The organism is Pseudomonas sp. NPDC088322, from assembly GCF_044740745.1.
GTDB lineage: Bacteria > Pseudomonadota > Gammaproteobacteria > Pseudomonadales > Pseudomonadaceae > Aquipseudomonas > Aquipseudomonas shirazensis.
In genome coordinates this window covers 562834-588088 of sequence record NZ_JBIURK010000001.1, presented here as the reverse complement: position 1 = coordinate 588088, position 25255 = coordinate 562834, and the positions used below count along the sequence as shown (strand labels likewise).

General features: G+C 61.4%; 22 protein-coding genes and 1 pseudogene. 7 read left to right on the top strand and 16 right to left on the bottom strand.

The window, feature by feature from the left end; genetic code table 11:
* Positions 1-50: 50 nt before the first annotated feature.
* From aruF to acs, 8 genes are all read right to left on the bottom strand, one after another.
* Positions 51-1070: an arginine/ornithine succinyltransferase subunit alpha gene (gene aruF, locus ACIOAU_RS02760; protein ID WP_150569802.1), complete on the bottom strand. Its 1020-nt coding sequence runs from the start codon at positions 1068-1070 to the stop codon at positions 51-53.
* Positions 1071-1209: 139 nt separating this feature from the next.
* Positions 1210-2418 carry an aspartate aminotransferase family protein gene (locus tag ACIOAU_RS02755; RefSeq protein WP_181088168.1) on the bottom strand — a complete coding sequence of 403 codons (1209 nt, stop codon included), beginning with the start codon at positions 2416-2418 and terminating at the stop codon, positions 1210-1212.
* A gap of 344 nt (positions 2419-2762) precedes the next feature.
* Positions 2763-3743, bottom strand: a complete 981-nt coding sequence (argR, locus tag ACIOAU_RS02750; RefSeq protein WP_101317712.1) for a transcriptional regulator ArgR — start codon at positions 3741-3743, stop codon at positions 2763-2765.
* A 99-nt stretch (positions 3744-3842) separates the two neighbouring features.
* Positions 3843-4607: an ABC transporter ATP-binding protein gene (locus ACIOAU_RS02745; protein ID WP_101317710.1), complete on the bottom strand. Its 765-nt coding sequence runs from the start codon at positions 4605-4607 to the stop codon at positions 3843-3845.
* Between the two features lie 22 nt (positions 4608-4629).
* Complete coding sequence (locus ACIOAU_RS02740) at positions 4630-5328, bottom strand: ABC transporter permease (protein WP_101317708.1); 699 nt, start codon at positions 5326-5328, stop codon at positions 4630-4632.
* Complete coding sequence (locus ACIOAU_RS02735; RefSeq protein WP_101317706.1) at positions 5325-6014, bottom strand: ABC transporter permease; 690 nt, start codon at positions 6012-6014, stop codon at positions 5325-5327. The genes ACIOAU_RS02740 and ACIOAU_RS02735 overlap by 4 nt, the downstream gene beginning before the upstream one ends.
* A gap of 91 nt (positions 6015-6105) precedes the next feature.
* Positions 6106-6891, bottom strand: coding sequence for an ABC transporter substrate-binding protein (locus ACIOAU_RS02730; protein ID WP_101317704.1), 786 nt, complete (start codon positions 6889-6891; stop codon positions 6106-6108).
* 501 nt (positions 6892-7392) lie between these two features.
* Entirely contained in the window at positions 7393-9354 is a 1962-nt protein-coding gene (gene acs / locus ACIOAU_RS02725; RefSeq protein WP_150569805.1) for an acetate--CoA ligase, read from the bottom strand.
* Between the two features lie 408 nt (positions 9355-9762).
* Between acs and ACIOAU_RS02720 the strand changes: the two genes are divergently transcribed.
* Positions 9763-10023 (top strand): DUF2790 domain-containing protein, encoded by a 261-nt coding sequence (locus ACIOAU_RS02720; RefSeq protein WP_401179789.1) that lies wholly within the window; start codon positions 9763-9765, stop codon positions 10021-10023.
* Positions 10024-10069: 46 nt separating this feature from the next.
* On the opposite strand, the gene ACIOAU_RS02715 is transcribed toward ACIOAU_RS02720, so the two are convergent.
* Complete coding sequence (locus tag ACIOAU_RS02715; RefSeq protein ID WP_103436599.1) at positions 10070-11632, bottom strand: sigma-54-dependent transcriptional regulator; 1563 nt, start codon at positions 11630-11632, stop codon at positions 10070-10072.
* A gap of 254 nt (positions 11633-11886) precedes the next feature.
* Between ACIOAU_RS02715 and phhA the strand changes: the two genes are divergently transcribed.
* Together phhA and ACIOAU_RS02705 are read left to right on the top strand one after the other, a co-directional pair.
* On the top strand, positions 11887-12675 hold the full coding sequence (gene phhA, locus ACIOAU_RS02710; protein ID WP_181088171.1) for a phenylalanine 4-monooxygenase: 789 nt from the start codon (positions 11887-11889) through the stop codon (positions 12673-12675).
* A 39-nt stretch (positions 12676-12714) separates the two neighbouring features.
* Positions 12715-13071 (top strand): 4a-hydroxytetrahydrobiopterin dehydratase, encoded by a 357-nt coding sequence (locus ACIOAU_RS02705; RefSeq protein WP_101317695.1) that lies wholly within the window; start codon positions 12715-12717, stop codon positions 13069-13071.
* Between the two features lie 507 nt (positions 13072-13578).
* On the opposite strand, the gene ACIOAU_RS02700 is transcribed toward ACIOAU_RS02705, so the two are convergent.
* Entirely contained in the window at positions 13579-16599 is a 3021-nt protein-coding gene (locus tag ACIOAU_RS02700) for an FAD-binding and (Fe-S)-binding domain-containing protein (protein ID WP_150569808.1), read from the bottom strand.
* 151 nt (positions 16600-16750) lie between these two features.
* On the opposite strand from ACIOAU_RS02700, the gene ACIOAU_RS02695 reads away from it, so the two are divergent.
* The gene (locus ACIOAU_RS02695) at positions 16751-17635 is read left to right on the top strand and encodes a LysR substrate-binding domain-containing protein (protein ID WP_101317691.1); all 885 of its coding nucleotides are present in this window, start codon (positions 16751-16753) and stop codon (positions 17633-17635) included.
* Positions 17636-17702: 67 nt separating this feature from the next.
* On the opposite strand, the gene ACIOAU_RS02690 is transcribed toward ACIOAU_RS02695, so the two are convergent.
* The 6 genes from ACIOAU_RS02690 to ACIOAU_RS02665 form a co-directional block, all read right to left on the bottom strand.
* On the bottom strand, positions 17703-19124 hold the full coding sequence (locus tag ACIOAU_RS02690) for an amino acid permease (protein ID WP_101317689.1): 1422 nt from the start codon (positions 19122-19124) through the stop codon (positions 17703-17705).
* Positions 19125-19721: 597 nt separating this feature from the next.
* On the bottom strand, positions 19722-20828 hold the full coding sequence (gene rluB, locus ACIOAU_RS02685) for a 23S rRNA pseudouridine(2605) synthase RluB (protein WP_101317687.1): 1107 nt from the start codon (positions 20826-20828) through the stop codon (positions 19722-19724).
* A gap of 142 nt (positions 20829-20970) precedes the next feature.
* On the bottom strand, positions 20971-21735 hold the full coding sequence (scpB, locus tag ACIOAU_RS02680) for an SMC-Scp complex subunit ScpB (RefSeq protein ID WP_150569809.1): 765 nt from the start codon (positions 21733-21735) through the stop codon (positions 20971-20973).
* A 20-nt stretch (positions 21736-21755) separates the two neighbouring features.
* On the bottom strand, positions 21756-22469 hold the full coding sequence (locus tag ACIOAU_RS02675) for a ScpA family protein (RefSeq protein WP_181088302.1): 714 nt from the start codon (positions 22467-22469) through the stop codon (positions 21756-21758).
* A gap of 110 nt (positions 22470-22579) precedes the next feature.
* A complete protein-coding gene (locus tag ACIOAU_RS02670) occupies positions 22580-23209 on the bottom strand; it encodes an L-threonylcarbamoyladenylate synthase (RefSeq protein WP_101317683.1) in 630 nt (209 codons plus the stop codon).
* Positions 23210-23222: 13 nt separating this feature from the next.
* On the bottom strand, positions 23223-24083 hold the full coding sequence (locus tag ACIOAU_RS02665) for a PHP domain-containing protein (RefSeq protein ID WP_101317681.1): 861 nt from the start codon (positions 24081-24083) through the stop codon (positions 23223-23225).
* 67 nt (positions 24084-24150) lie between these two features.
* Between ACIOAU_RS02665 and ACIOAU_RS02660 the strand changes: the two genes are divergently transcribed.
* The 3 genes and pseudogenes from ACIOAU_RS02660 to ACIOAU_RS02650 form a co-directional block, all read left to right on the top strand.
* Entirely contained in the window at positions 24151-24747 is a 597-nt protein-coding gene (locus ACIOAU_RS02660; RefSeq protein ID WP_188035601.1) for a septation protein A, read from the top strand.
* Position 24748: 1 nt separating this feature from the next.
* The gene (locus ACIOAU_RS02655; protein ID WP_150569811.1) at positions 24749-25048 is read left to right on the top strand and encodes a YciI family protein; all 300 of its coding nucleotides are present in this window, start codon (positions 24749-24751) and stop codon (positions 25046-25048) included.
* Between the two features lie 118 nt (positions 25049-25166).
* Positions 25167-25250, top strand: a pseudogene (locus ACIOAU_RS02650) (translation initiation factor 2); the annotation flags it as partial.
* Positions 25251-25255 lie beyond the last annotated feature (5 nt).

Below are 25255 nucleotides of genomic sequence, written 5' to 3'. Positions count from 1 at the left end.
GGCCGCAAGACGGGTGCGGGTCGCGAGCGCTGGCGCTATGGCCAGGCCGCTCAAACAGCGACCAGGCGCACGCTGGCACCTTCACCGACGCCCAGGGCATCGGCCGCTTCACTACTCAGGCTGACCGGCTTGCCCGGCACCCAGTCCAGCTCCAGCAACACGGCGCGGTAGTCCTGCAACTGGCCATTGCAGACCAGGTACGAGCGGCCACCCTTGACTGTGGCCTCGTCGAGCTTGACCGGGACTACTCGGCTCTGGCTGATCGAGCGGATCCCCGAGGCACGTGCGTGCAGGGTCGGGCCACCGTCGAAGATGTCGATGTAATGCTCGGTCTCGAAGCCTTCACGCATGAGGATGTCGAAGGTGATCTGCGCCCGCGGATGCACCTGACCCATCGCCTCCTGAGCGTGGTCCGGCAGCAGCGGTACATAGATCGGATAATGCGGCATCAGCTCGGCGAGGAAGGTCCGGCTCTTCAGCCCGCACAGGCGCTCGGCGTCGGAATAGTTCAGGTCGAAGAAGTTACGCCCTATCGAATCCCAGAACGGCGACTCGCCCTGCTCGTCGCTGTAGCCGACGATCTCGGTAACCACCGAGTCGGCAAAGCGCTCCGGGTGGGCGGCCATGAACAGCAGGCGGCCGCGCGAATTGAGCTCGGCAAAGCCGCTGGCCACCAGCTCCGGCAGCACGTAGAAGCTGGTCAGCAGGCTGTTGCCGGTGAGGTCGTGGCACAGCGACAGGACGTGGATCTTGTTGTGAATCTTCAGCTCGCGCGAAGCATGCACAAAGGTCTCGTTACGAAAGCTGTAGAACGGCTCCGAGTAGCCCGCCGAGGCGACGATGGCCGAGCAGCCGGCCAGCTTGCCGGTGCTGGTGTCTTCGAGCACGAAGAAGTAGCTCTCTTCGCCATTGAAGCTGACCTCGGCGGCAAACGAGGTTTCCGACGCGGCAATCTTGTCGCCCAGACGCGCAGCGTCATCAGGCAGCGAAGTGACACCAACCGGGCTGTCCGCAGCCATGCGCTGCACTTCATTCAGGTCAGCCATTTGCGCGGGGCGCATTACCAGCATGGTGTCACTCCTTTCGGGAATACGGGCCGCACAGCGTGGTGCGGCAAAACGGCGGGTGCCCGCCTGAGACAAGGCACCCGCGCTGGAATTCTGCTGTCGCCGCTGGCACTGCTGACAGCGGCGACAGAATCGCTGTATGTCAGCCTTGCAGCAGCTTGGCTACCGCGCGTTCGAAGCGGTCCAGGCCTTCGTCGATATCGGCATCCTCGATGACCAGGCTCGGTGCAAAACGCACTACATCCGGGCCAGCCTGCAACACCATAAGGCCTTCTTTCTCGGCGGCGTTGAGCACGTCCTTGGCCTTGCCTTTCCAGGCATCGGTCAACACGCAGCCGATCAGCAGGCCGACACCGCGGACGAGGCTGAACAGCTCGATCTTCTCCAGGCGTGCCTTGAAGCGCTCGTGCTTGGCAGTGACAGCGGCCAGGGTCTGCGGGGTGTTGATCACATCCAGTACTGCACAGGCCACGGCGCAGCCCAGCGGGTTGCCGCCGTAGGTAGTGCCATGAGTACCGGCGACCAGATGCTTGGCAATGTCGTCGGTGGTCAGCATGGCGCCGATCGGGAAGCCGCCGCCCAGGCTCTTGGCGCTGGAGAGGATGTCCGGGATCACGCCGTAATGCTGGTAGGCATACAGGTGGCCGGTACGGCCGACCCCGGTCTGCACTTCGTCGAAGATCAGCAGCGCGTTGTGCTCGTCACACAGCTTGCGCGCACCTTCCAGGTAAGCCAGGTCAGCCGGCACTACGCCGCTCTCACCCTGGATCGGCTCGATCACCACCGCGCAGGTCTTGTCGGAGATCTGTGCCTTGAGCGCTTCAAGGTCGTTGTACGGCACATGGCTGATGCCAGTGATCTTCGGGCCGAAGCCGTCGGAGTACTTCGGCTGGCCGCCGACGCTGACGGTAAACAGGGTGCGACCGTGGAAGCTGTTCACGGTGGAGATGATTTCGTGCTTGTCCGGGCCGAAGCGATCATGGGCAACCCGACGGGCCAGCTTGAACGCAGCCTCGTTGGCCTCGGCGCCGGAGTTGCAGAAAAATGCCTTGTCGGCAAAGGTCGCGTCGACCAGCTTGTGCGCCAGACGCAACGCCGGCTCGTTGGTGAAAACATTGGATACATGCCAGAGGGTATTGGCCTGCTCGGTCAGTGCCTTGACCAGCGCCGGATGGCAATGACCCAGGGCGTTTACCGCGATGCCGCCGGCAAAGTCGATCAGTTCGCGACCCGCCTGGTCCCAGACTCGAGAGCCCTCGCCTCGCACCGGAATGAACGCCGCCGGGGCGTAGTTGGGAACCATGACCTGGTCGAAATCGGCACGTTGCACCGGGGCTTGCTCAACGGACATCTGAGTCTCCTGAAGAGAAACGCTGGCCTGGGATTGGCGAGCGATGGGGGGATTGTAAGGACTGATCAGCGCCTGTCCTTGCGGCCAAGCGACAACTTGTTACAGCGCTAAACCGTGTTTCACAGAGGTTTTCGGCAATGCGACAAACACTGTCGCAATCGCGCAGTGTAAAGGAGCGAGGAACTGTCGGGGAGAGGTGGCGGGTAATTGAGAGAACAGTTGTTCACATGATAGTTGGGGCCGTTGCACGACCCTTCGCGGGCAAGCCCGCTCCCACAGGCTTGACCGCTACCCACTGTGGGAGCGGGCTTGCCCGCGAAGGGCCGTGCAACGGCCCCATCATCCTACTTGTCGACTGAAGTCGCTGAACTCAACTCGAACGGGCTGTTGTTGCGCCGCTGATTGCGGTCTTCCCGCGGCGTCGCGCCGAAGAAGTTGCGGTAGGCGCTGGAAAAATGCGGCCCTGACGAGAACCCGCACGACAGCCCGATCTGGATGATCGACTTGCTGGTCTGCATCAACATCTGCCGCGCCTTGTTCAAGCGCAGCTCAAGATAATACTGGCTCGGCACGCGATTGAGGTACTGCTTGAAAATCCGCTCCAGCTGGCGCCGCGAGACGCACACATGCTGGGCGATCTCATCGGTGGTCAGCGGCTCTTCGATGTTGGCTTCCATCAACAGCACGGCCTGGGTCAGCTTGGGATGGCTCGAGCCGAGGCGGTTCTGCAGCGGAATACGCTGCCGCTCGCCGCCCTCGCGGATGCGCTCGACCACCAGCTCCTCGGACACCGCACCGGCAAGCTCGGCGCCATGGTCACGGGCCAGCACGGCCAGCAGCAGGTCGACCACGGCCATGCCACCACAGGCGGTCAGGCGATCACGGTCCCAGTCGAACAGATGGCTGGTGGCAATCACCTTGGGGAAGCGTTCGGCAAAATCATCCTGCCAGCGCCAATGCACCGCCGCGCGATAACCATCGAGCAGGCCGAGCTGCGCCAGGGGATAGACGCCAGCCGACAGCCCGGCAATGACGCAACCGCTGCGAGCCAGCTGCTTGAGCCCGGACGACAGCGCGGCCGTGACCGCCTGCGGCGGCTCGTCAGCCAACACGAAGAGCTTCTGGAAACCTTCGAGCCGACCATTCCAGGCCTCGCCCGGCAACTGCCAGCCCTGCTGCTCGCCAGGCTCAGCCTGGAGAAACACCAGATCGTAGATAACTTCCGGATGTACCCGCTGAGCCACCAGCAGTGCTTCTTCGGCCAGGGCCAAGGTCAGCGGCCGGGTGTTGGGCCAGATGAGAAAGCCGATACGCTGGGTGGTCATAGGGCGTGGTCCGAAACCTGAGAAGAGGTGGCGTCAGTTGCGCCGGGGATGGCTGCGCTCGCTGCGCAGCATGCCCTATTCTGGTGCAAAGGTGCAGCGTTACTTCAAGCTGCCCGAGAGAAACTGCTGGAGCCGTTCCGACTGCGGATTGACCAGCACTTCACGCGGATTACCACGCTCCTCGACGATGCCTTTATGCAGGAACACCAGCTGATTGGAGACCTCGCGGGCAAAGCCCATTTCATGGGTCACCACGACCATGGTGCGGCCCTCCTGGGCCAACGACTGCATGACCTTGAGCACATCACCGACCAGCTCCGGGTCGAGTGCCGAGGTCGGCTCGTCGAACAGCATCACCTCCGGCTCCATGGCCAGCGCACGGGCAATCGCCACACGTTGCTGCTCACCACCGGACATATGTCCAGGGTAGGCGTCCTTGCGGTGCGAGACGCCGACCTTGGCCAGGTAATGCTCGGCTTTCTCCAGGGCTTCTTTCTTGTTCATGCCGAGCACATGCACCGGCGCTTCGATGATGTTCTCGAGCGCGGTCATGTGCGCCCACAGATTGAAATGCTGAAACACCATCGACAGGCGCGAACGCATCCGCTGCAACTGGCGCGGATCGGCCGCCTTGAGCGCGCCTTCCTTGCCGGCAACCAGCTTGAGCTCTTCGTTGTTGAGCAGAATCTTGCCCGCATGCGGTTGCTCGAGCAGGTTGATGCAACGCAGGAAGGTCGACTTGCCCGAACCGCTGGAGCCGATGATGCTGATCACATCGCCGGCCTTGGCCGCCAGGGACACGCCCTTGAGCACTTCATGGCTGCCGTAGCGCTTGTGCAGGTCTTGGACTTCGAGTTTGTACATGCTGTCGGTTCTCACAGAGCGGTCAGTGCTTGCGCGGCGCCAGGTAGCCCAGCCAGCGGCGTTCGGCCATCTTGAACAGGCGCACCAGAATGAAGGTCAGGCACAGGTAGAACACACCCGCGGTGATGTAGGCCTCGAAAGGCAGGTAGTACTGGGCATTGACGGTACGCGCCGCGCCGGTGATGTCGATCAGGGTCACGATCGAGGCCAGGCTGGTGGTCTGCAGCATCATGATCACTTCGTTGCTGTACTGCGGCAGCGCGCGGCGCATGGCAGACGGCAGCAGGATCCGGCGGTACATCTTGTAGCGCGACATGCCCATCGCCTTGGCAGCTTCGATCTCGCCATGGGGCGTGGCCTTGAGGCTGCCGGCGATGATTTCAGCGGTGTAGGCGCTGGTATTGACGGCAAACGCCAGGCACGCGCAGAAAGTTGCGCTGGACAGCCACGGCCAGAAGATACTCTCGCGCACTGCCTCGAACTGAGCCAGGCCGTAGTAGATCAAGAACAGCTGCACCAGCATTGGCGTGCCGCGAATGACATAGGTGTAGAGCCAGGCCGGCACATTCACCAGCGGCTGCTTGGACACCCGCATCAGCCCCAGCGGTACCGCTGCCAGCAAACCGAACAGCAGCGAGAACGCCAGCAATTTCAGGGTCGTCAGCAAGCCGCCCAGGTACAGCGGCATGGCTTCCCAGATGACGTTGTAGTCAAAGATCATAGTTCTGCCGCCTTGACGCCTACCGAGTAGCGCCGTTCAAGGTATTTCAACGCCAGCAGCGAAACACTGGTGAGCACCAGGTACAGCGCAGCCACCGCCAGGAAGAAAGTGAAGGGTTCGCGGGTGGCATCAGCCGCCTGCTTGGCCTTGAACATCATGTCTTGCAGACCGACCACCGAGATCAACGCGGTCGCCTTGGTCAATACCAGCCAGTTGTTGGTAAAGCCCGGAATGGCCAGGCGGATCATCTGCGGCACCATCACCCGGAAGAACACCTGGCGGCTGCTCATGCCGTAAGCCACACCGGCTTCGGCCTGCCCTTTGGGGATACCCAGGAACGCGCCGCGGAAGGTTTCCGACAGGTACGCGCCAAAGATGAACCCCAGCGTACCGATACCGGCAGCCAGCGGGTTGAGGTCGATGTAGTCGTCATAGCCCAACAGTGGCGCCAGCCGATTGAGCAAGTCCTGGCCACCGTAGAAAATCAGCAGGATCAACACCAGATCCGGGATGCCGCGGATGACCGTGGCATACATATCGCCGAGCCAGGCCAGCCAGCGTACCGGCGACAGGCGCAGCGCCACGCCGATCAGACCGAGCACGATGGCCAGGGCCATCGACGACAGGGCGAGCTGTAGCGTCAGCCACGCCCCATCGAGGATGACTGCCCCGTAGCCTTTCAACATGATTGGGATTCCTCAGACCTAGGGAATGAAAAATGGTGCAAACCTCAGAGCCTCTGCTGTTTGCACCATTGCACAGTTGCGGTCCGACGTCTTACTTGGCCTCAGGCCCGTAGATGTCGAAATTGAAGTATTTGTCCTGGATCTTCTTGTACTCGCCGTTGGCGCGAATCGCGGCAATGGCAGCGTTGATCCGATCGAGGTTGGCCTTGTCACCCTTGCGCACGGCGATACCGATGCCGTCGCCGAAGTACTTGGCGTCGGTGAAGGCCGGACCTACAAAGGCAAAGCCCTTGCCGGCGTCGGTCTTGAGGAAGCCGTCTTCGAGCAGGGTGGCGTCGGCGACAGTGCCATCGAGACGACCGGCAGCGACATCCAGGTAGATTTCGTTTTGGGTGCCGTAAGGCACGACAGTTGCGCCTTGCGGGGCCAGTACTTCATTGGCGAAGCGGTTGTGGATCGAGCCGCGCTGCACGCCGATCTTCTTGCCCTTGAGCTCGGCCAGCGAGTCGCTGACGGTGGTGCCGTCTTTCATCACCAGACGTGCCGGGGTCAGGTAGTAGCGGTTGGTGAAGTCGACCGACTTCTTGCGATCGTCGGTGATCGACATCGACGACAGGATCGCGTCGATCTTGCGCACCTTGAGTGCCGGGATCAGGCCGTCGAACTCTTGCTCGACCCAGGTGCACTTGACCTTCATCTCGGTGCACAGGGCATTGCCGATGTCGTAGTCAAAGCCGGCAATGCTGCCATCAGGCTGCTTGAAAGCAAACGGAGGGTAAGCGGCCTCGATACCGATTTTCAGCGGTTTTTCATCGGCGTGCGATACCAGGGAAAACACGGACAGCGCCAGGGCGCCAAGCAGTGCAAGCTTCTTCATCAGGTAACTCCATCGGTACGGGGCAATACAAGGCAGGGGGTAACAGCTGCCCGAATGCGAATGGGTACAACGCAAGCCGCGAGAGGTATCGACCAGGGCCGCAGACCACGAGCGAGTGAGTGGCATTCTAACGACAGCCCGTTAGTCGATATTTCTTCAAAGCGACAACTAGTTATAGAAGCGCATGAAACAGTAGCGGGCGATATTGACAGCCCTTACGATTTATGCAAGAGCGAAAAGGAAACAACCTGTAAACGAAGCAATAAGTGCGCCTATTATTGGCAAAGCCTTGTAATACGGCAAGTGCAGCGTGTCATCGGTTTTGCTGACAGCCACGGCAGCCCTGTTTTGGGGCCCGTGTGGGTAGCCACGCCCCGCCTTGGTGCGCCGCCGGTGACAAAATCGGTTACCGATGAATGTCGAAGTAACAGAATGCAAAAACCCCGCCGAAGCGGGGCTTTGGGGAGTGGGGCTGCTGCGCGCCCCCTCCACACCGATTGATCAAGCCGAAGCCAGGTTCATCGACTTGTGCGTGTCGATCAAATGCTGCACCACACCAGGGTCGGCCAAGGTCGAAATATCACCCAAGGCATCGTACTCAGCCGTGGCGATCTTGCGCAGGATCCGCCGCATGATCTTGCCCGAGCGGGTCTTCGGCAGCCCTGGCGCCCACTGGATAACATCCGGCGAAGCAATCGGGCCGATCTCCTTGCGCACCCAGTTTTTCAGCTCAAGGCGCAACTGCTCGCTAGGCTCGATACCGGAGTTGAGGGTGACATAGACATAGATGCCCTGCCCCTTGATGTCGTGCGGCACACCCACCACCGCCGCCTCGGCGACCTTTGCATGAGCGACCATCGCGCTTTCGATCTCGGCGGTACCCATGCGGTGGCCGGAAACGTTGAGCACGTCATCCACACGACCGGTGATCCAGTAGTAGCCATCTTCATCGCGACGGGCGCCGTCACCGGTGAAGTACATGCCGCGGAAGGTCTTGAAATAGGTATCGACGAAGCGGTCGTGATCGCCATACAGCGAGCGCGACTGGCCTGGCCACGAATCGAGAATCACCAGGTTACCCTCGGCCGCACCATCAATCAGGTTGCCGAGGTTGTCGACCAGCGCCGGCACCACACCGAAGAACGGCCGCGTCGCCGAGCCCGGCTTGAGGCCAGTCGCGCCTGGCAGCGGGCTGATGAGGATGCCGCCGGTTTCGGTCTGCCACCAGGTGTCGACGATCGGGCAACGGCCCTTGCCTACGGCCTGGTGGTACCAGTTCCAGGCTTCCGGGTTGATCGGCTCGCCGACCGAGCCGAGCAGGCGCAGGCTTGAGCCATCGGCACCTTCGACTGCAGCCTGCCCCTCAGCCATCATTGCGCGGATCGCGGTCGGTGCGGTGTAGAGGATATTGACCTTGTGCTTGTCGATGATCTTCGACACACGAGTGATGTCCGGATAGTTTGGCACACCCTCGAACAACACGGTGGTAGCGCCGTTGGCCAGCGGGCCGTAGACGATGTAGCTGTGGCCGGTGATCCAGCCGACGTCGGCGGTGCACCAGTAGACTTCACCCGGGCGGTAGTCGAATACCCGCTCATGGGTCAGCGCGGCGTAAACCATGTAGCCGCCGGTGGTGTGCAAGACGCCCTTTGGCTTGCCGGTGGAACCTGAGGTGTAGAGGATGAACAGCGCTTCTTCGGCGCCCATTTCTTTCGGTGCGCAGTGGCTGGAAGCAACCTTCATCAGGTCTTCGTACCAGATATCGCGATGCTGGTGCCAGGCGATGTCGCCGCCGGTGCGCTTGCAGACGATGATCTTCTGCACGCTGCTGGTTTCCGGGTTGGTCAGCGCCAGGTCGACGTTGCCCTTGAGCGGAGTACGGCGACCGCCACGCAGGCCCTCGTCGGCAGTGATGACGATCTTCGACTTGCAGTCGATGATCCGCCCCGCAAGTGCTTCTGGCGAGAAACCACCGAAGACTACCGAATGGATCGCACCGATGCGGGCACAGGCCAGCATGGCGACCACAGCTTCGGGAATCATCGGCATGTAGATGGTCACCACGTCACCGCGGTGCACGTCCTGGCCACGCAAGGCGTTGGCGAACTTGCAGACCTGCTCGTGCAGTTCGCGGTAGGTGATGTTGCGGCTCTCGGAAGGGTCGTCGCCCTCCCAGATGATTGCTACCTGATCGCCACGCTCTTCAAGGTGACGGTCCAGGCAGTTGTAGGAAACGTTGAGGGTGCCATCGGCGAACCATTTGATATCGACATGATGGTCGTCGAACGAGGTCTGCTTGACCTTGGTGAACGGCTTGATCCAGTCCAGCCGCTGAGCCTGCTCGCGCCAGAAACCATCGGGGTTGATCACCGATTGCTGGTACATGGCCTTGTAGGTGGCCTCGTCGGTCAGGGTGGTCGCCGCAACCTCGGGACGAACGGGATACAGTGGAGCCGCACTCATCTGTGATACCTCGGTGTAATAGTTGTTTTTGTATGGAACCGTTTTTAACTGTAACAGAGTGCTCAGGGCCATTCGACGTTGGTAGTAGCGCCCCCCTCCTTTACCCACTGCTCCCTCAGCGATGGCTCTAGATCAGCCATGCCAGCACTTCGCCAGTCTGGTCACAGCACAGCGGCGCAGGATTGTTACAGAATCTGCCAACAGTCTTTATCAAAACCCGCTCTGTTTCAGCCGTACACCGCGGCCTAAAATTCATCTCGCCAACAACGGCAAGGCGATTAACTTCCGACAGTAGCCCCCACCCGGCAGGTGTTAATCCCAAGATAATTAAAACCCTTGATTATCGTTTTACGCGCAGCGCCACACGCGCTGCGTGCACCCTCTCGCCCCTGTATAGGTAAACTGAAAATGAAAGCGTTACTGGTATTGGCACTTGGCACTCTTTGCAGCACCGCGGCACTGGCCGACGACCTTGCAAACAACGCCAAGCAGATCCCGGTTGAACAGTACAACTACTCGCAGCACCTGGACATCGCCCGTGTTATCTCGATGAGCGCGGTGCCCAATGTCTGCGAAGTGGTACCAGCCCGCATGACCTATGAGGACTCGCAGGGCCAACAGCACACTCTCGAATACCGAGTGATGGGCAACGGCTGCTCGAACGGTTAAGCAGCATGAAACAGGGGCCCGCAAGGCCCCTTTCGCTTAATCCGCACTATTGATCCGCTGATTTACCTAGCGCATATTCTCGCAACTTATTAGCGATGGTCGTATGTGAAACGCCCAAGCGTTTACCCAACGCACGACTACTTGGAAACTCCGCCAACAACGATTCCAACACCGCCCTTTCAAAACGCCCGACAATATCAGCAAGTTGCCCCTCCAGGGAAAACTCGCCCAACGGTTGGCGCACACCATAATCCGGCAAACGGATATGCTCACTTTTAACCACACCGCCCTCACACAATGAAACGGCTTGAAACAGTACATTCTCAAGTTGGCGCACATTGCCCGGCCAGTGATAGTGCGCGAGTTTATCCATGGCCGCCGACACCAACTTGGGTAGTGGGCAGCCAATCTGCCGGCTGGCTTGATCCAGAAAATGCTCGACCAAGCCGTCCAGGCCATCCATGCATTCACGCAGCGGCGGAATGTGCAGCGAGAGCACGTTCAAGCGGTGGTACAGGTCCTGGCGGAACTCACCCCGCGCGCACAACTCGGACAAGTCCACCTGGGTCGCGCAGATGACCCGTACATCCAGGTATACCTCTTCATCACTGCCGACCCGACGAAAGCAGCCGTCCTGCAAAAAGCGCAGCAGCTTGACCTGCAGACGCGGGCTCATCTCGGCAACGCCATCGAGGAACAAGGTGCCGCCTGCGGTCAGCTCGAGCAGACCGAGCTTGCCCTCGGCGCGGGCACCTTCGAATGCGCCCGGGCCGTAGCCAAACAGCTCGGTCTCGGCCATCGACTCCGGCAAGCCGGCACAGTTGAGCGCCATCAACGGCGCCTGGCCGCGCGGGCTGGCCAGGTGACAGGCGCGCGCCAGCAGCTCCTTGCCCGTGCCGGTTTCACCTTCAATCAGCAGTGGCGCATCCAGAGGGGCCATGCGCCGCGCCTCGCGCACTACCGCCGCCATTACTTTCGAGCTTTGGAAGATACTGTCAAAGCCGCGCAGCTCCTGCTTGCGCACATTGTAGATACGCTCGCCGATGCGGTCGGCGCGGTGCAGGGTCAACACAGCACCGGCCAGCGCTTCGCTTTCATCGTGCTCGGACTGTAGCGGCGCGATATCTGCCAGAAACACATCGCCCTTGAGCTTGACCCGCAGGCCGTTGATCCGCGACTGGTTGGCGCGGACCAGTTCAGGCAGGTCAAAGTCCTCGACATAGCGCGCCAGCGGCAAGCCCGGCACCTCATCCACACGCACGCCCAGCAACTGCGCGGCGGCCCGGTTGGCGGCGACGATGCTGCCGCCCATGTCCACCGACAGCACCGGAAACTCGAGCGCGCCCAGCAGGGCGTTAAGCTCCATGTGCCGGCGCTCACTGGGCATCAGGCCGACCCGCTTGACGCCGAATACGCCGGTGATGGCTTCGAACTTGGGCCGTAACGCCTGAAACTGCAGGTTCACCAGGTTCGGGCAATGCAGGTAGATCGCGTTGCCATGGTCGCCGCCCACCTCCCCCCGCAGCACGTTGATGCCGTACTCCACCAGCAGGTTGAGGATGTCCCGCAGGATGCCGATGCGGTTCTGGCAATGCACTTTGATACGCATGTAGAGATCTCGAAGCTGCCGATTTTTAACCGGCACGCAGAAAAGTCGTAAAGATAAGCTGACAAAAATAGCGCTTAGCTACCGCGCATGGCCGCGATTTTCCGGGATCACCGACATTTTGTAAAATTAACGTTACGAAACCGCGGCCGGAAGCGGGTTAACGTGCGCGTTAAGCCGATGCAAAACCTTCGGCATCGGGATATTCCTAGGGGCAGTCGCAATCAAAACAATAAAGCCCTCACCAGGAGAGCCACATGAAACAGACGCACTACGTGGCCCGCGAGCCCGATGCGAACGGTTTTATCGACTACCCGCAAGACGAGCACGCAGTCTGGAATACCTTGATTACCCGCCAGTTAAAGGTGATTGAAGGCCGTGCGTGCCAGGAGTACCTGGACGGCATCGAGCAGCTCAAGCTGCCCCATGAGCGCATTCCTCAGTTGGGCGAGATCAACAAAGTGCTTGGCGCCACCACGGGCTGGCAGGTTGCACGCGTGCCAGCATTGATCCCGTTCCAGACCTTTTTCGAACTGCTTGCCAGCAAGCGCTTCCCGGTGGCTACCTTCATCCGCACCCGTGAAGAACTGGACTACCTGCAAGAGCCGGATATCTTTCATGAAATCTTCGGCCACTGCCCGCTGCTGACCAACCCATGGTTCGCCGAATTCACCCACACCTATGGCAAGCTGGGCCTGGCTGCGACCAAGGAAGAGCGGGTGTACCTGGCCCGGCTGTACTGGATGACCATCGAATTCGGCTTGATGGATACCGCGCAAGGCCAACGTATCTACGGCGGCGGCATCCTCTCCTCACCCAAGGAGACCGTCTACAGTCTGTCCAGCGAGCCTGAGCATCAGGCCTTCGACCCGATCGAGGCGATGCGCACGCCTTATCGCATCGATATCCTGCAGCCGGTGTACTTCGTCCTGCCCAACCTCAAGCGCCTGTTCGACCTGGCCCATGAAGACATCATGGGCATGGTCCACCAGGGCATGCAGCTGGGCCTGCACGCACCCAAGTTTCCACCCAAGGTTGCTGCCTGAAGCCACCTTGACGATAACAACTCGAATTGGAACCACACCATGAATGCCTTGAATCAAGCCCACTGCGAAGCCTGCCGCGCCGACGCCCCGCAGGTCAGCGAAGCCGAACTGCCCGAGCTGATCCGGCAGATCCCCGATTGGAACATCGAAGTGCGTGACGGCCATATGGAGCTGGAACGGGTATTCCTGTTCAAGAACTTCAAGCACGCCCTGGCCTTTACCAATGCCGTTGGCGAAATCGCCGAAGCCGAAGGCCACCACCCTGGCCTGATGACCGAATGGGGCAAAGTCACTGTGACCTGGTGGAGCCATTCGATCAAAGGTCTGCACCGCAATGACTTCATCATGTGCGCCCGCACCGATGAAGTGGCCAAGAACGCCGAAGGCCGCAAGTAACCTGCCTGGCAGCGCCCGCAGAGGTCGTGGACTCTGCGGGCGCTTGCCGTTTCAACTGCATCCCCTGCCACGTGCTGCGTCCGATATCCGCCCGCTAGCCGACAGCTGATCGGCAAAAAGTTCAAACTGTCATGTCGACTGCTGTATCCTGCCCAAGCTTTTTCAAAGCCACACACGCGCCTGGCGCAGCCTTTTCAACTCACACTTGCGAGGACGACGAGATGCATGAGATCCCGAATCATCCCTTCCCAAGCCTGAACCCCGAAGAGCACACCGTTGCCGCCCACTCTGAACCGACGCCAGCCGTCGAGCAGAATGGCGACGATACATCCAGCGCTGATCAGGAATAACCGCGCACGGCAGTGTGAAAACGGCTGAACACGGGAAACCCCACTTCATCACGTTTTCACACCGTCCAGAGTGCCGCTGGCAAGCCCAGCCTCATCAGCCAGACCTACCGCCCCCTCCTGCGGTCACCTCTCCATGACTCCCCTACCTCGCTGAAATTCAGCGCAGGGCAAACTGCAGCACGACTTCGAGCGGATGGCGCAACTGCTTGTCTGCCAGGCGCTTGACCTGACTGCGGCAGGAATAGCCAGTCGCCAGGGGCTCACCCTGTTTATCCAGCTTGGTCGCCCACGACTGCTCGAAGATAGTCCGCGAGGTCTGCTGGTTGCGCGCCTCATGCCCATAAGTGCCAGACATGCCACAGCAGCCGGTGGCCTCGGTGACCAATGTCAGGCCCATACGTGCGAAGACCTGCTCCCATTGCCGAGTGCTGGCCGGTACGTTGGTTTTCTCGGTGCAGTGCGCCATCAAGCGGAAGCTGGCGCCAGTGGCTGGCACTTGCTCAGGCAGCACATCGATCAGCCATTCCTGCGGCAATAGCACTTTCGGGCAGTCCTGCAGCCCCTCGACCTTCTGGTATTCCTGGCGATACACCAGGGTCATGGCCGGGTCCAGGCCTACTAATGGCACGCCACAGTCGGCCAGTGCCTTGAGCTGGCTGCCGTTGCGGATCGCCGCCTTGGCGAACGCACCGAGGAAGCCCTGCACGTGCAGCGGCTTGCCGTTGGCGCTGTAGGGCGCGAGGAAAACACGGTGGCCGAGGCGATGGGCAAGCTCGATGAATGACGCCAACAGCGGCGTTTCGAAGTAGCGGGTGAAGGCATCCTGCACCAGCACGATACTGCGCTCGCGCTGGGCGGGGGTCAGTTCGCGCAGGGTCGGCACAGTGGCCATCTGCACACGGCAACGGGTCAGCGTCGCCTGGAAGTTGAAGCGGCTGATCAATGGGCTGTCGACCATGCCGACTTTGTCGGCCAGCAACTTGCTGACCCACTTCGAGCCCATCACCGCGTTATACAGGCCCGGCGCGTGGGCCAGGTACGGGATGCTGAATTCCAGCGAGCCAATCAAGTAATCGCGCAGTGGCCGCTGGTAACGACCGTGGTACAGCTCAAGGAAGCGTGAGCGGAAGTCCGGCACGTTGACCTTGATCGGGCACTGGCCTGCACAGGATTTACAGGCCAGGCAACCGGCCATTGCGTCGTACACCTCGTGGGAAAAGTCGACCTCCCCCTGCTGCTGTGCACGGTTGTTGCGCAGCCGCGTCGGCAAGCCCTTGAGCCAGGAGACCTTGCTGCGTGCCGCGGCCAGCACGTCGATATCCGCCGCCCCTTGCAGGCGCAGCCACTCGCGCATCAACGAGGCACGGCCCTTGGGCGAATGCTGGCGCTCGCGGGTGGCCTTCCAGGACGGGCACATGGCGTCGTTGGGGTCGTAGTTGTAACAGGCGCCGTTGCCGTTGCAGTGCACCGCGCTGCCAAAGCTCTGCCAGACGCGCTCGTCAATGGTCCGGTCGAGGTCACCACGCAGGGTCACGCCATCGACCTTGGTCAGGCCTTCGGCGCTGTCCGGCGGGGTGCAGATCTTGCCGGGGTTGAGCTGGTTGTGCGGATCGAACGCGCCCTTCAGGCGCTGCAAGGCAGGATACAGCGCGCCGAAATACTCCGGCACGTATTCCGAGCGCAGGCCCTTGCCATGCTCGCCCCAGAGCAGCCCACCGTAGCGCTTGGTCAACGCTGCCACTGCATCCGAGATCGGTTTGACCAGCGCCGCCTGGGCCGGGTCTTTCATGTCCAATGCCGGGCGCACGTGCAGTACGCCGGCATCGACGTGGCCGAACATGCCATAGGCCAGGCCATAGCTGTCGAGCAGAGCGCGGAATTCGGCAATGTAGTCGGCCAACTGCTCGGGCGGCACGGCGGTGTCTTCGACAAACGGCTGCGGGCGCACTTCGCCTTCGACGTTGCCCAGCAGGCCGACCGAGCGCTTGCGCATGGTGTACACGCGAGTGACCGCCTCGGCGCCCTCGGCCAGGGTGTGGCCGAGCCGTTCTACACCTTTGTCAGTCTGCAGATGGCCGATGAAAGCCTGCACCCGGGCATTCACCTCGGCAGGGTCATCACCGCAGAACTCGATCAGGTTGATGCCCAGGGTTGGCCGCTCGGCATCCGCCGGGAAGTACTCGGCGACGCTGTGCCAGACGATATCCTGCATCGCCAGCAGCAGCACCTTGGAATCGACCGTTTCGATCGACAGCGGCTTGTGCGCCATCAGCGCATTGGCATCGCGCAGAGCATCCATGAAGCTGCTGTAGCGCACGTTGACCAGCACTGCGTATTTGGGGATCGGCAGCACGTTTAGCTTGGCTTCGACCACATAGCCCAGCGAACCCTCGGCGCCGCACAGCACGCTATTGAGGTTGAAGCGGCCCTGCTCGTCGCGCAGGTGCGCAAGGTCATAGCCGGTCAGGCAGCGATTGAGCTTGGGGAAGGTGGTCTCGATCAGTTCTGCCTGGGTTTCATGAATGTCGCGAGCAATGCGATACACCTCACCGGCGCGGCCGGGTGCGGCACAGGCCTGCTCCAGCGCAGCGTCATCGATCGGCAGGCTGTGCAGGCGTTCGCCGCCGAGCAGCACGCTGTGCAGTTCGAGCACGTGGTCGCGGGTCTTGCCGTAGGTGCAACTGCCCTGGCCGCTGGCATCGGTGTTGATCATGCCGCCAACGGTGGCGCGGTTTGAGGTAGACAGCTCGGGGGCGAAGAACAACCCGTGCGGTTTGAGCGCAGCATTGAGCTGGTCTTTGACCACACCCGCCTGGACCCGCACCCAACGCTGCTCGACGTTGATCTCGAGGATGTTGTTCATGTGCCGCGACAGGTCGACGATGATGCCATCGGTCAGCGACTGGCCATTGGTACCAGTGCCGCCGCCGCGCGGGGTCAGCTTGATGCCGGCAAAGCGCGGCTCGCTCATCAGTGCTGCAACCTTGGCCACGTCGTCTGCGTGCAACGGAAACACCGCCGCCTGCGGCAGGCGCTGGTAAATCGAGTTGTCGGTCGCGAGCACGGTACGGGTGGCGTAGTCGGCGCTGATCTGGCCGGCGAAGCCACTGCCACGCAGGGCTTCGAGGAATTCTGGGTAATTGGCGGCAGGCGCGCTGGTGTGCAACTGGGCGATCATCGTTGGATGGCCTCTTGATATGGGCTGATTCACGGTAAACCTGTCATTGCGGCATGCATCGCGCAGGCACTGATGACGAATAGGCCAATGTTCCTGTAGTTTGCCGCTGGGGGCAAACGGATATTCCTGCCGCTATTGATGAGCTTTATGAATGAATTACCGCCACCTGACGCCCTCGATGTCACTGCTGCTGGCCTTCGAGGCAGCCGCCCGGCATGAGAGCTACACCCGCGCCGCCGCCGAGCTGTCGCTAACCCAAAGCGCGGTCAGCCGCCAGGTCCAGGCGCTGGAACAGCAACTGGGCCTGACGCTGTTTCGCCGCGAGGGCCGTCAGGTGCAGCTCACCGACGTCGGCCGGCTGTACCAGGGCGAGCTCAGCGAGGCGCTCGGGCGCATCCGCAGCGCGACCTTGCAGGCCTTGGCGTACCAGTCCGGCGTGGGCACACTGCGGCTGGCCACCCTGCCCACCTTCGGCTCGAAATGGCTGCTGCCACGCCTGCATGAGTTTTACGCGGCGCACCCGGGCATGCTGGTGCATATTCATTCGCGCATCGAAGCGATCAATTTCGACACCAGCGAAATCGACGCCGCCATCGGCGTGGCCAGCAATGACTTGCCCGGGCTGATCTGCCATCGCCTGCATGCCGAGCAACTGCTGGTGATCTTGCCGCCGGACGCAGCCCGCGATGGCCAGCAGTGGGACCCAACGCGGATCAGCCAGGAAGTACTGCTGAACGTGGCCAACAACCCTCATGCATGGGGCGAATGGTTCTCCCATCAGGAGCTGCCACACCGATCGATGCGCCTGGGGCCGAGCTTCGAGCTGACCTCGCACCTGATCCAGGCGGTGCGCGCCGGCATCGGCATTGGCCTGGTGCCGCGGATTCTGGTCGAGGAAGAATTGGCCAAGGGCGAGCTGTACAGCCCCGGCGCAGCTTTTGCCAGCCAACGCAGCTACTACCTGATCTATCCGCCGCGCAACGAAGCGTTGCCCTCGCTGCGGGCATTCCGTAGCTGGTTGCTGGCGCAGATCTGATCCGCAGCGAATAAAAAACCCGATGTCAGTGACCTGACATCGGGTTTTGGGTAAAGCCCGCGACCGTTTACTTGGCCACGCTCTCTACAACTGCCTCGGCAGGACCGGCACGCTTGCCGCCCTTGAGGACATAGGCCAGGTACATCACCAGCAGCCATACCGGGATGGCGTAGACCGACACCTGGATACCCGGGATCATCAGCATGGTGCCGAGGATCAGCACCACAAAAGCCATCACCAGGTAGTTGCCGTAGGGGTACCACAACGCCTTGAACAGCGGTTTCTGGCCTGTACGGTCAAGGTGCTGGCGGAACTTGAGGTGCGAGAAGCTGATCATCGCCCAGTTGATCACCAGCGCGGCCACTACCAGCGACATCAGCAGCTCGAGCGCATGCTGCGGCATGAAGTAGTTGAGCAGCACCGCTACCAGGGTGACCGCTGCCGAAGCCAGAATCGAACGAACCGGCACGCCGCGCTTGTCGATCTTGGCCAGGCCTGCTGGCGCATCGCCCTGCTCGGCCATGCCGTAGAGCATGCGCGCATTGCAGTAGGTGCCGCTGTTGTACACCGACAGCGCCGCGGTCAATACCACGAAGTTGAGCAGGTGCGCAGCAACGTCGCTACCCAGCAGCGAGAACACCTGCACGAACGGGCTGCTGCCGTAGCTGCCGCCGGCGGCTTCGATGCTGGCGACCAGGGTATTCCAAGGGGTCAGCGAGAGCAGGATCACCAGCGCACCAATATAGAAGATCAGGATGCGGTAGATGACCTGGTTGATCGCCTTGGGGATGACGGTTTTCGGCTTGTCAGCCTCGGCCGCCGTAAAACCGAGCATCTCCAGGCCGCCGAACGAGAACATGATGATCGCCAGCGCCATCACCAGCCCCGTGACGCCGTTGGGGAAGAACCCGCCATGCACCCACAGGTTGGTGACCGACGCTTCCGGGCCGCCACTGCCTGAGGTGAGCATGTAGGCGCCCAGGCCGATCATGCCGACGATGGCCACGACCTTGATGATCGCGAACCAGAACTCGGTCTCGCCGAACACCTTCACGTTCATCAAATTGATGGCATTGATCAGCAGGAAAAACGCCGCCGCAGTGACCCAGGTCGGGATCTCGGGCCACCAGTAATGGACATACTTGCCCACTGCCGACAGCTCCGACATGCCCACCAGGATGTACAGCACCCAGCAGTTCCAGCCCGACAGGAAGCCGGCAAAACCGCCCCAGTACTTGTGCGCAAAGTGGCTGAAGGAACCTGCCACAGGCTCCTCGACAATCATCTCGCCGAGTTGGCGCATGATCATGAAGGCAATGAAGCCGCAGATGGCGTAGCCGAGGATCATCGACGGGCCGGCAGACGCCATCACTCCGGCTGAGCCGAGGAACAGGCCGGTACCAATCGCGCCGCCGAGGGCGATCAACTGGATGTGGCGGTTTTTCAGGCCCCGCTTGAGCTCGCCTGACTGCTTGATTTGTCCACTCATGAACGAAGTCACCTGCTTGTTTTTATCTGTGACGGAATCGGACCCACCGCACTCGTGGCGCAGCGGAATGGGCAAGGTGGTTACCTTGGATTTTTTCTGGATTCACGGGACGCGACGGGCAACAGGCCCAGGATCGGTCAGCCGGGAGTCAGCAGAAATGCGCGGTACGCAAGGGGGTCACAGGTAAAACGCGGCGCATTGTATACCCTCGCAAGCGCGCAGGCGTCAACGCGATGCGTCATTTCCTGTAGGAAAAGCGCACCGATCCGGTGGGAAGAGCCAGTTGTGGCGAACTGATCGGCGTACATTGCGCCTCCATTTGTTGTTTTATTAGCCGGGCTCTTTGGCCGGGCTGTGCACAGGGCATGGGGCTATATCAGCGTGTTGCGGGGCACTGGGCAAGGGCCTGGTTGGGTGCAGGGAGGGCTCTGCGGCGGGGGTTTGGCAAGTTTGCGTTACGCGGGGAGCGTTTGCTTGGGGAATCGGGCGATTCCGTAAGGATTTCTTTACGAGGCGGATGGAAAAGTTGCCAGGCATTGCGCCTGGGTTTGCCATCGAAACCACTGGGGCCGCAAAGCGGCCCCAGATCACACGCTATCAGCCGCGCGGCTTGCCGCGACCACCGCCAGCAGGCTTGCCGCCAGTTGGGCGACCGCCACTGGTGCGGGCACCATCAGGCTTGTTGGTGCGCTTGCGTACATCGCTCGGACGCTCGGCTACCGCACTGGCGACCGGGGCACGGCTGCCCTTGCGCGCAGCCGCGCTGTCTTCACGCGGCGCACGGGCCGGGCGCTCGGCCTGGCCTTCCTGCGCCGGGCGCAGATTGCGTACGCGTTCGCCACGGCCCAGCGGACGGCTGGACTTGCGCTGCATACGCTCCATCTTGTCCTTGGCCTTGAGGTTCAAGGTCGGCAGCGCAACCGGCTGCAGGCCCACTTCAGCGGCAAGGATGTCGATTTCGTACTGGCTCATTTCGCGCCAGCGACCCATTGGCAGGTCGGAGTTGAGGAACACCGGACCGAAGCGCACACGCTTCAGACGGCTGACGATCACACCTTGCGACTCCCACAGGCGACGTACTTCGCGGTTACGGCCTTCCATCACCACGCAGTGGTACCAATGGTTGAAGCCTTCGCCACCCGGCGCTTTCTGGATGTCGGTGAACTTCGCCGGGCCATCTTCAAGCACTACACCAGCCTTGAGTCGATCGAGCATTTCGTCGTCGACTTCGCCGCGCACACGTACCGCGTACTCGCGGTCCATCTCGTAGGATGGGTGCATCAGGCGGTTGGCCAGTTCGCCATCAGTGGTGAACAGCAGCAGGCCGGTGGTGTTGATGTCGAGACGACCGATGTTGATCCAGCGGCCCTCTTTCGGCCGTGGCAGGCGATCGAACACGGTTGGACGGCCTTCCGGGTCGTCACGGGTGCAGATTTCGCCATCTGGCTTGTTGTACATGATCACCCGGCGGGTGGCCTCGGAGGCCTCCACGCGCTTGATCAGCTTGCCATCGACCGAGATCGCGTCATGCATGTCGACACGCTGACCAAGGGTCGCGGCAACGCCGTTGACCTTGATCCGGCCCTGGCTGATCCAGGCCTCGACATCCCGACGCGAGCCCACGCCGATGCGGGCGAGAACTTTTTGCAGTTTTTCGCCGGATGGAGGAATAGGTTGGGTATCGAGCAGCTCTTTGTCACTCATCTGGGCACCTCCCGGTGTAAGAATGAAATGCGGTATCTGGCCACGAATGGGCCAGAGGGGCGCGCACTATACGCGGTTCATCAGCCAAGCGCACTGCAGAGTAGCGCCTTTTACGCAGGCAGCCAGGCTTTGCGCCGAACGGTCAACTCAGTTCGGCGTCATCTTCGGGCAACGGATCAGGCTGCGCCTCGGGCAGGTCTTCAAAATCAATCTTCAGACCTTCTTCCATCGCATCCAGCTCGACCAGCAGGCTGCGGAAGCTGGTCTCGGTCGGCGGCTCGCCCACCTCTTGCTCGCCCAGGCTGGCATCAGCCAACGCCTGCAGATGCGCCGGCACCGGGGCGTCGTCCGGATCAAGCAGGGGCTCGGGCTCCATCTCGCGAAGCTCGGCCAGGGCTGGCAACTGGTCAAGGCTCTTCAGGTTGAAGTGATCGAGAAACGCCTTGGTAGTGGCAAACATCGCTGGGCGCCCCGGCACTTCACGGTAGCCGACGATGCGGATCCACTCGCGCTCCATCAGCGTCTTGACGATGTTGGTGTTGACCGCCACACCACGCACGTCTTCGATCTCGCCGCGAGTGATGGGCTGGCGGTAGGCAATCAGTGCCATGGTTTCGAGCAGGGCCCGCGAGTAACGCTGCGGCCGTTCTTCCCAGAGCCGGCCTACCCAAGGCGCAAAGTTCTCGCGGATCTGCAGGCGATAGCCACTGGCGACCTCTTTGAGCTCAAAGGCGCGGCCATTGCAGGACTTGGCCAGCAATTCGAGGGCCTTCTTGAAGACAGCCGGTGCCGGACGCTCGGTTTCATCGAGCAGCTCGTACAGCCGTTCAAGCGATTGTGGCTTGCCCGAGGCCAGCAGAAAAGCCTCGATCAGCGACGCCAGGTCGCGCGGTTCATTCAGGTTCATTGGAGTTGGGTCGGCTTGTTTCAGTCGGTCCGCGCACGGACATGGATCGGGGCGAAGGGCTCATTCTGCACCAGTTCGATCAGCGATTCCTTAACCAGCTCCAGAATCGCCATGAAGGTAACCACCACGCCAAGCTTGCCCTCTTCGACGGTGAACAACTCGACAAAGGGCACAAAGGCGCCGCCCTTGAGGCGCTCGAGCACCTCACTCATACGCTCACGGGTAGAGAGTGTCTCGCGGCTGATCTGGTGGCTCTCGAACAGGTCATTGCGGCGCATGACTTCAGCCATCGACAGCAGAATCTCTTCCAGGCTGACATCGGGCAGCAATTTGCGCACCTGCGCCTGCGGTGCGTCCAGCCTGGGAATGATCACGTCGCGGCCAACCCGGGCGAGGGTGTCGATGCCCTCGGCTGCGGCCTTGAACCGCTCGTACTCCTGCAAGCGGCGGATCAGCTCAGCCCGCGGATCGCCCTCCTCCTCTTCAACCTCGCTGGAGCGCGGCAACAGCATGCGCGACTTGATCTCGGCCAGCATGGCGGCCATCAGTAGGTATTCTGCGGCCAGTTCGAGGCGCACCGACTTCATCAGCTCGACGTAGGTCATGTACTGGCGGGTGATTTCCGCGACGGGAATATCAAGGATGTCGATGTTCTGCTTGCGAATCAGGTACAGCAGCAGATCGAGCGGGCCTTCAAATGCCTCAAGAATCACTTCAAGCGCATGCGGAGGGATGTATAGGTCCAGCGGCAGCTCGGTAACCGCCTCGCCATACACCAGCGCCAGCTGCAGTTGCTGCGGTACTGAAAGGTCGCTGGCCGCTGCCTCGGGCTGCGCCAGTTGATTCACGCATCCACCAGGAAAGGCGTTGGGTCGCCGCAGCCAACCCGGATCACTTCAGGCTCGTCGCCGCTGAGGTTGATCACCGTCGACCCTTCGACGTTGCCAAAGCCGCCGTCGATGATCAAGTCGACGTGATGTTCCAGCGCCTGGCGGATCTCGTAGGGGTCATTCATCGGCTCTTCGTCGCCGGGCATGATCAGGCTGACGCTCATCAATGGCTCGCCCAGCTCGGCCAGCAACGCCAGCACGATCGGATTGGACGGCACGCGCAGGCCGATGGTGCGGCGTTTTTCATGCAGCAACAAGCGCGGTACTTCGCGCGTGGCATTGAGGATGAAGGTATACGGCCCCGGCACATGCGCCTTGAGCAGACGGAACGTGGAAGTGTCGATCTTGGCAAACAAGCCCATTTGCGACAGGTCGCAGCACAGCAGGGTGAAGTTGTGGTTCTTGTCGAGCTGGCGCAAACGGCGCACCCGCTCGATGGCGCTCTTGTCGCCGATCTGGCAACCCATTGCATAGGCGGAGTCGGTCGGATAGACCACCACCCCACCCTTGCGAATGATTTCCACTGCCTGTTTGATCAGGCGCGGCTGCGGGTTCTCCGCATGAATCTGGAAAAATTGGCTCACTAAATCGTCCTGTTCAAACCGCCATAGGCTGCTCATGCTTGAATCGACGCCACAGAGGTGGCAGGTCCTCAGGCAATGGCCGATAGGCACCGATCTCGCCCCAGGTGCCGGGGCCGTGGAAATCACTGCCAGCGCTTGCCAGCAGGCCGAACTCACGGGTAAGGATGGACATGGTGCCCACCTGCTCAGCCGGCATCATGCCGTTGACCACTTCAAGTGCCTGCCCGCCTGCTTGAATATAGTCGGCAATCAGCCGTCTACGCTTGCTGCGGGTCAGTTCGTAGTGCATCGGATGCGCCAGGCTCACCCAAGCGTTGGACTGGCGCAGGGTCGCGACAGTTTCTTCGAGTGTAGGCCAATGCAGCTTCACATCGCCCAGCTTGCCGGCACCGAGCCATTTGCGAAACGCTTCGCCGCGGTCCTTGACGTGTCCGGCACGCACCAGGTAGTCGGCAAAGTGCGGCCGCGCCGGAGCATTGCCGCTGTCGCCGAGTTCTTGCTGCACCGCGCGAGCACCTTCGAGGGTGTTGGGCATGCCCTTGGCAGCCAGGCGTCGGTCGATTTCTTCGGCGCGCAGCCAGCGACCACGGTGCAAAGCTTCGATTGCGCTCAGCAACGGCGGCGCATCGAGAGGAAAATCGTAACCCAATATGTGGATGGTCGCGCCGCCCCAGGTGCACGACAACTCGATGCCGCTGACCCAGTGCATACCCCGCTCAATGCAGGCCTGGCGGGCCTCGGGCAGGCCTTCGATGGTGTCGTGATCGGTCAAGGCGAAAGTCTGCACGCCGTGCTCGTGGGCGCGGGCGACCAGAATCGAAGGCGCCAGGGCGCCGTCGGAGGCCGTGCTGTGACAGTGCAGATCAACATTCATGGAGGAGCGCTTTCGCTGGAATCGATGTTTGATATTATGCCGTCACATCCCGCTTCTGGCTGCCATTGTGAAACAATTCGTCGATTTCATTCCGTTGCTGCTGTTTTTCATCGTCTACAAGCTCGACCCGCGCCCACTCGAAGTAGGCGGTCACAGCTTCGAATTCGGCGGTATCTACAGCGCCACTGCGGTGTTGATCGCAAGCTCGCTGGTGGTCTACGGCGCGCTGCTGATCCGCCAGCGCAAGCTGGAAAAAGGCCAATGGCTGACCCTGCTCGCATGCCTGCTGTTCGGCGGCCTGACCCTGGCTTTCCACAGCGAAACCTTCCTTAAATGGAAAGCCCCGGTGGTCAACTGGTTGTTTGCCCTGGCTTTTGCCGGCAGCTATTTCATTGGTGACCGGGTGCTGATCAAACGCATCATGGGTCACGCCCTGACCCTGCCGGATGCGATCTGGGCACGGCTGAACCTGGCGTGGATCTGCTTCTTCCTGATCTGCGGTGCGGCCAACCTGTTCGTGGCCTTTACCTTCCAGGACTTCTGGGTCGACTTCAAAGTGTTCGGCAGCCTCGGCATGACCGTGATCTTCCTGGTCGCCCAAGGCGTCTACCTGTCGCGCCACCTGCACGACAGCGACTCAACTACCCCCAAGACCGAGGATTGACATGCTCTACGCCATCATCTCCAGCGACGTCGCCAACTCTCTGGACAAACGCCTGGCCGCGCGCCCTGCGCATATCGAGCGCCTGCAGCAGCTGCAAGGCGAAGGCCGCGTGGTCCTGGCTGGGCCACACCCGGCCATCGACAGCAATGACCCGGGCGCTGCTGGCTTTACCGGTAGCCTGATCGTCGCCGAGTTCGACAGCCTGGCTGCAGCGCAAGCCTGGGCCGATGCCGACCCGTACGTGGCTGCGGGCGTGTATGACAAGGTGGTGGTCAAGCCGTTCAAGCAGGTCATGCCATAACCCGCTGCACCTGCCGGCCCTGCCCGCAGGGCCGGCATCCAATCGCCCTCATCTAATCCGACGAGCGGCCGATACCCCTCAGTCAACACCGCCGAACCGACAAATGTGCTGCGTAATTGGCGCAGACGTTGCACTGTTCTCGGTAGTCTGCGGTATCTTTGCCACTGGCGGACACAGAAGACGCCGTCAATGGTTGAATTGAGTGAG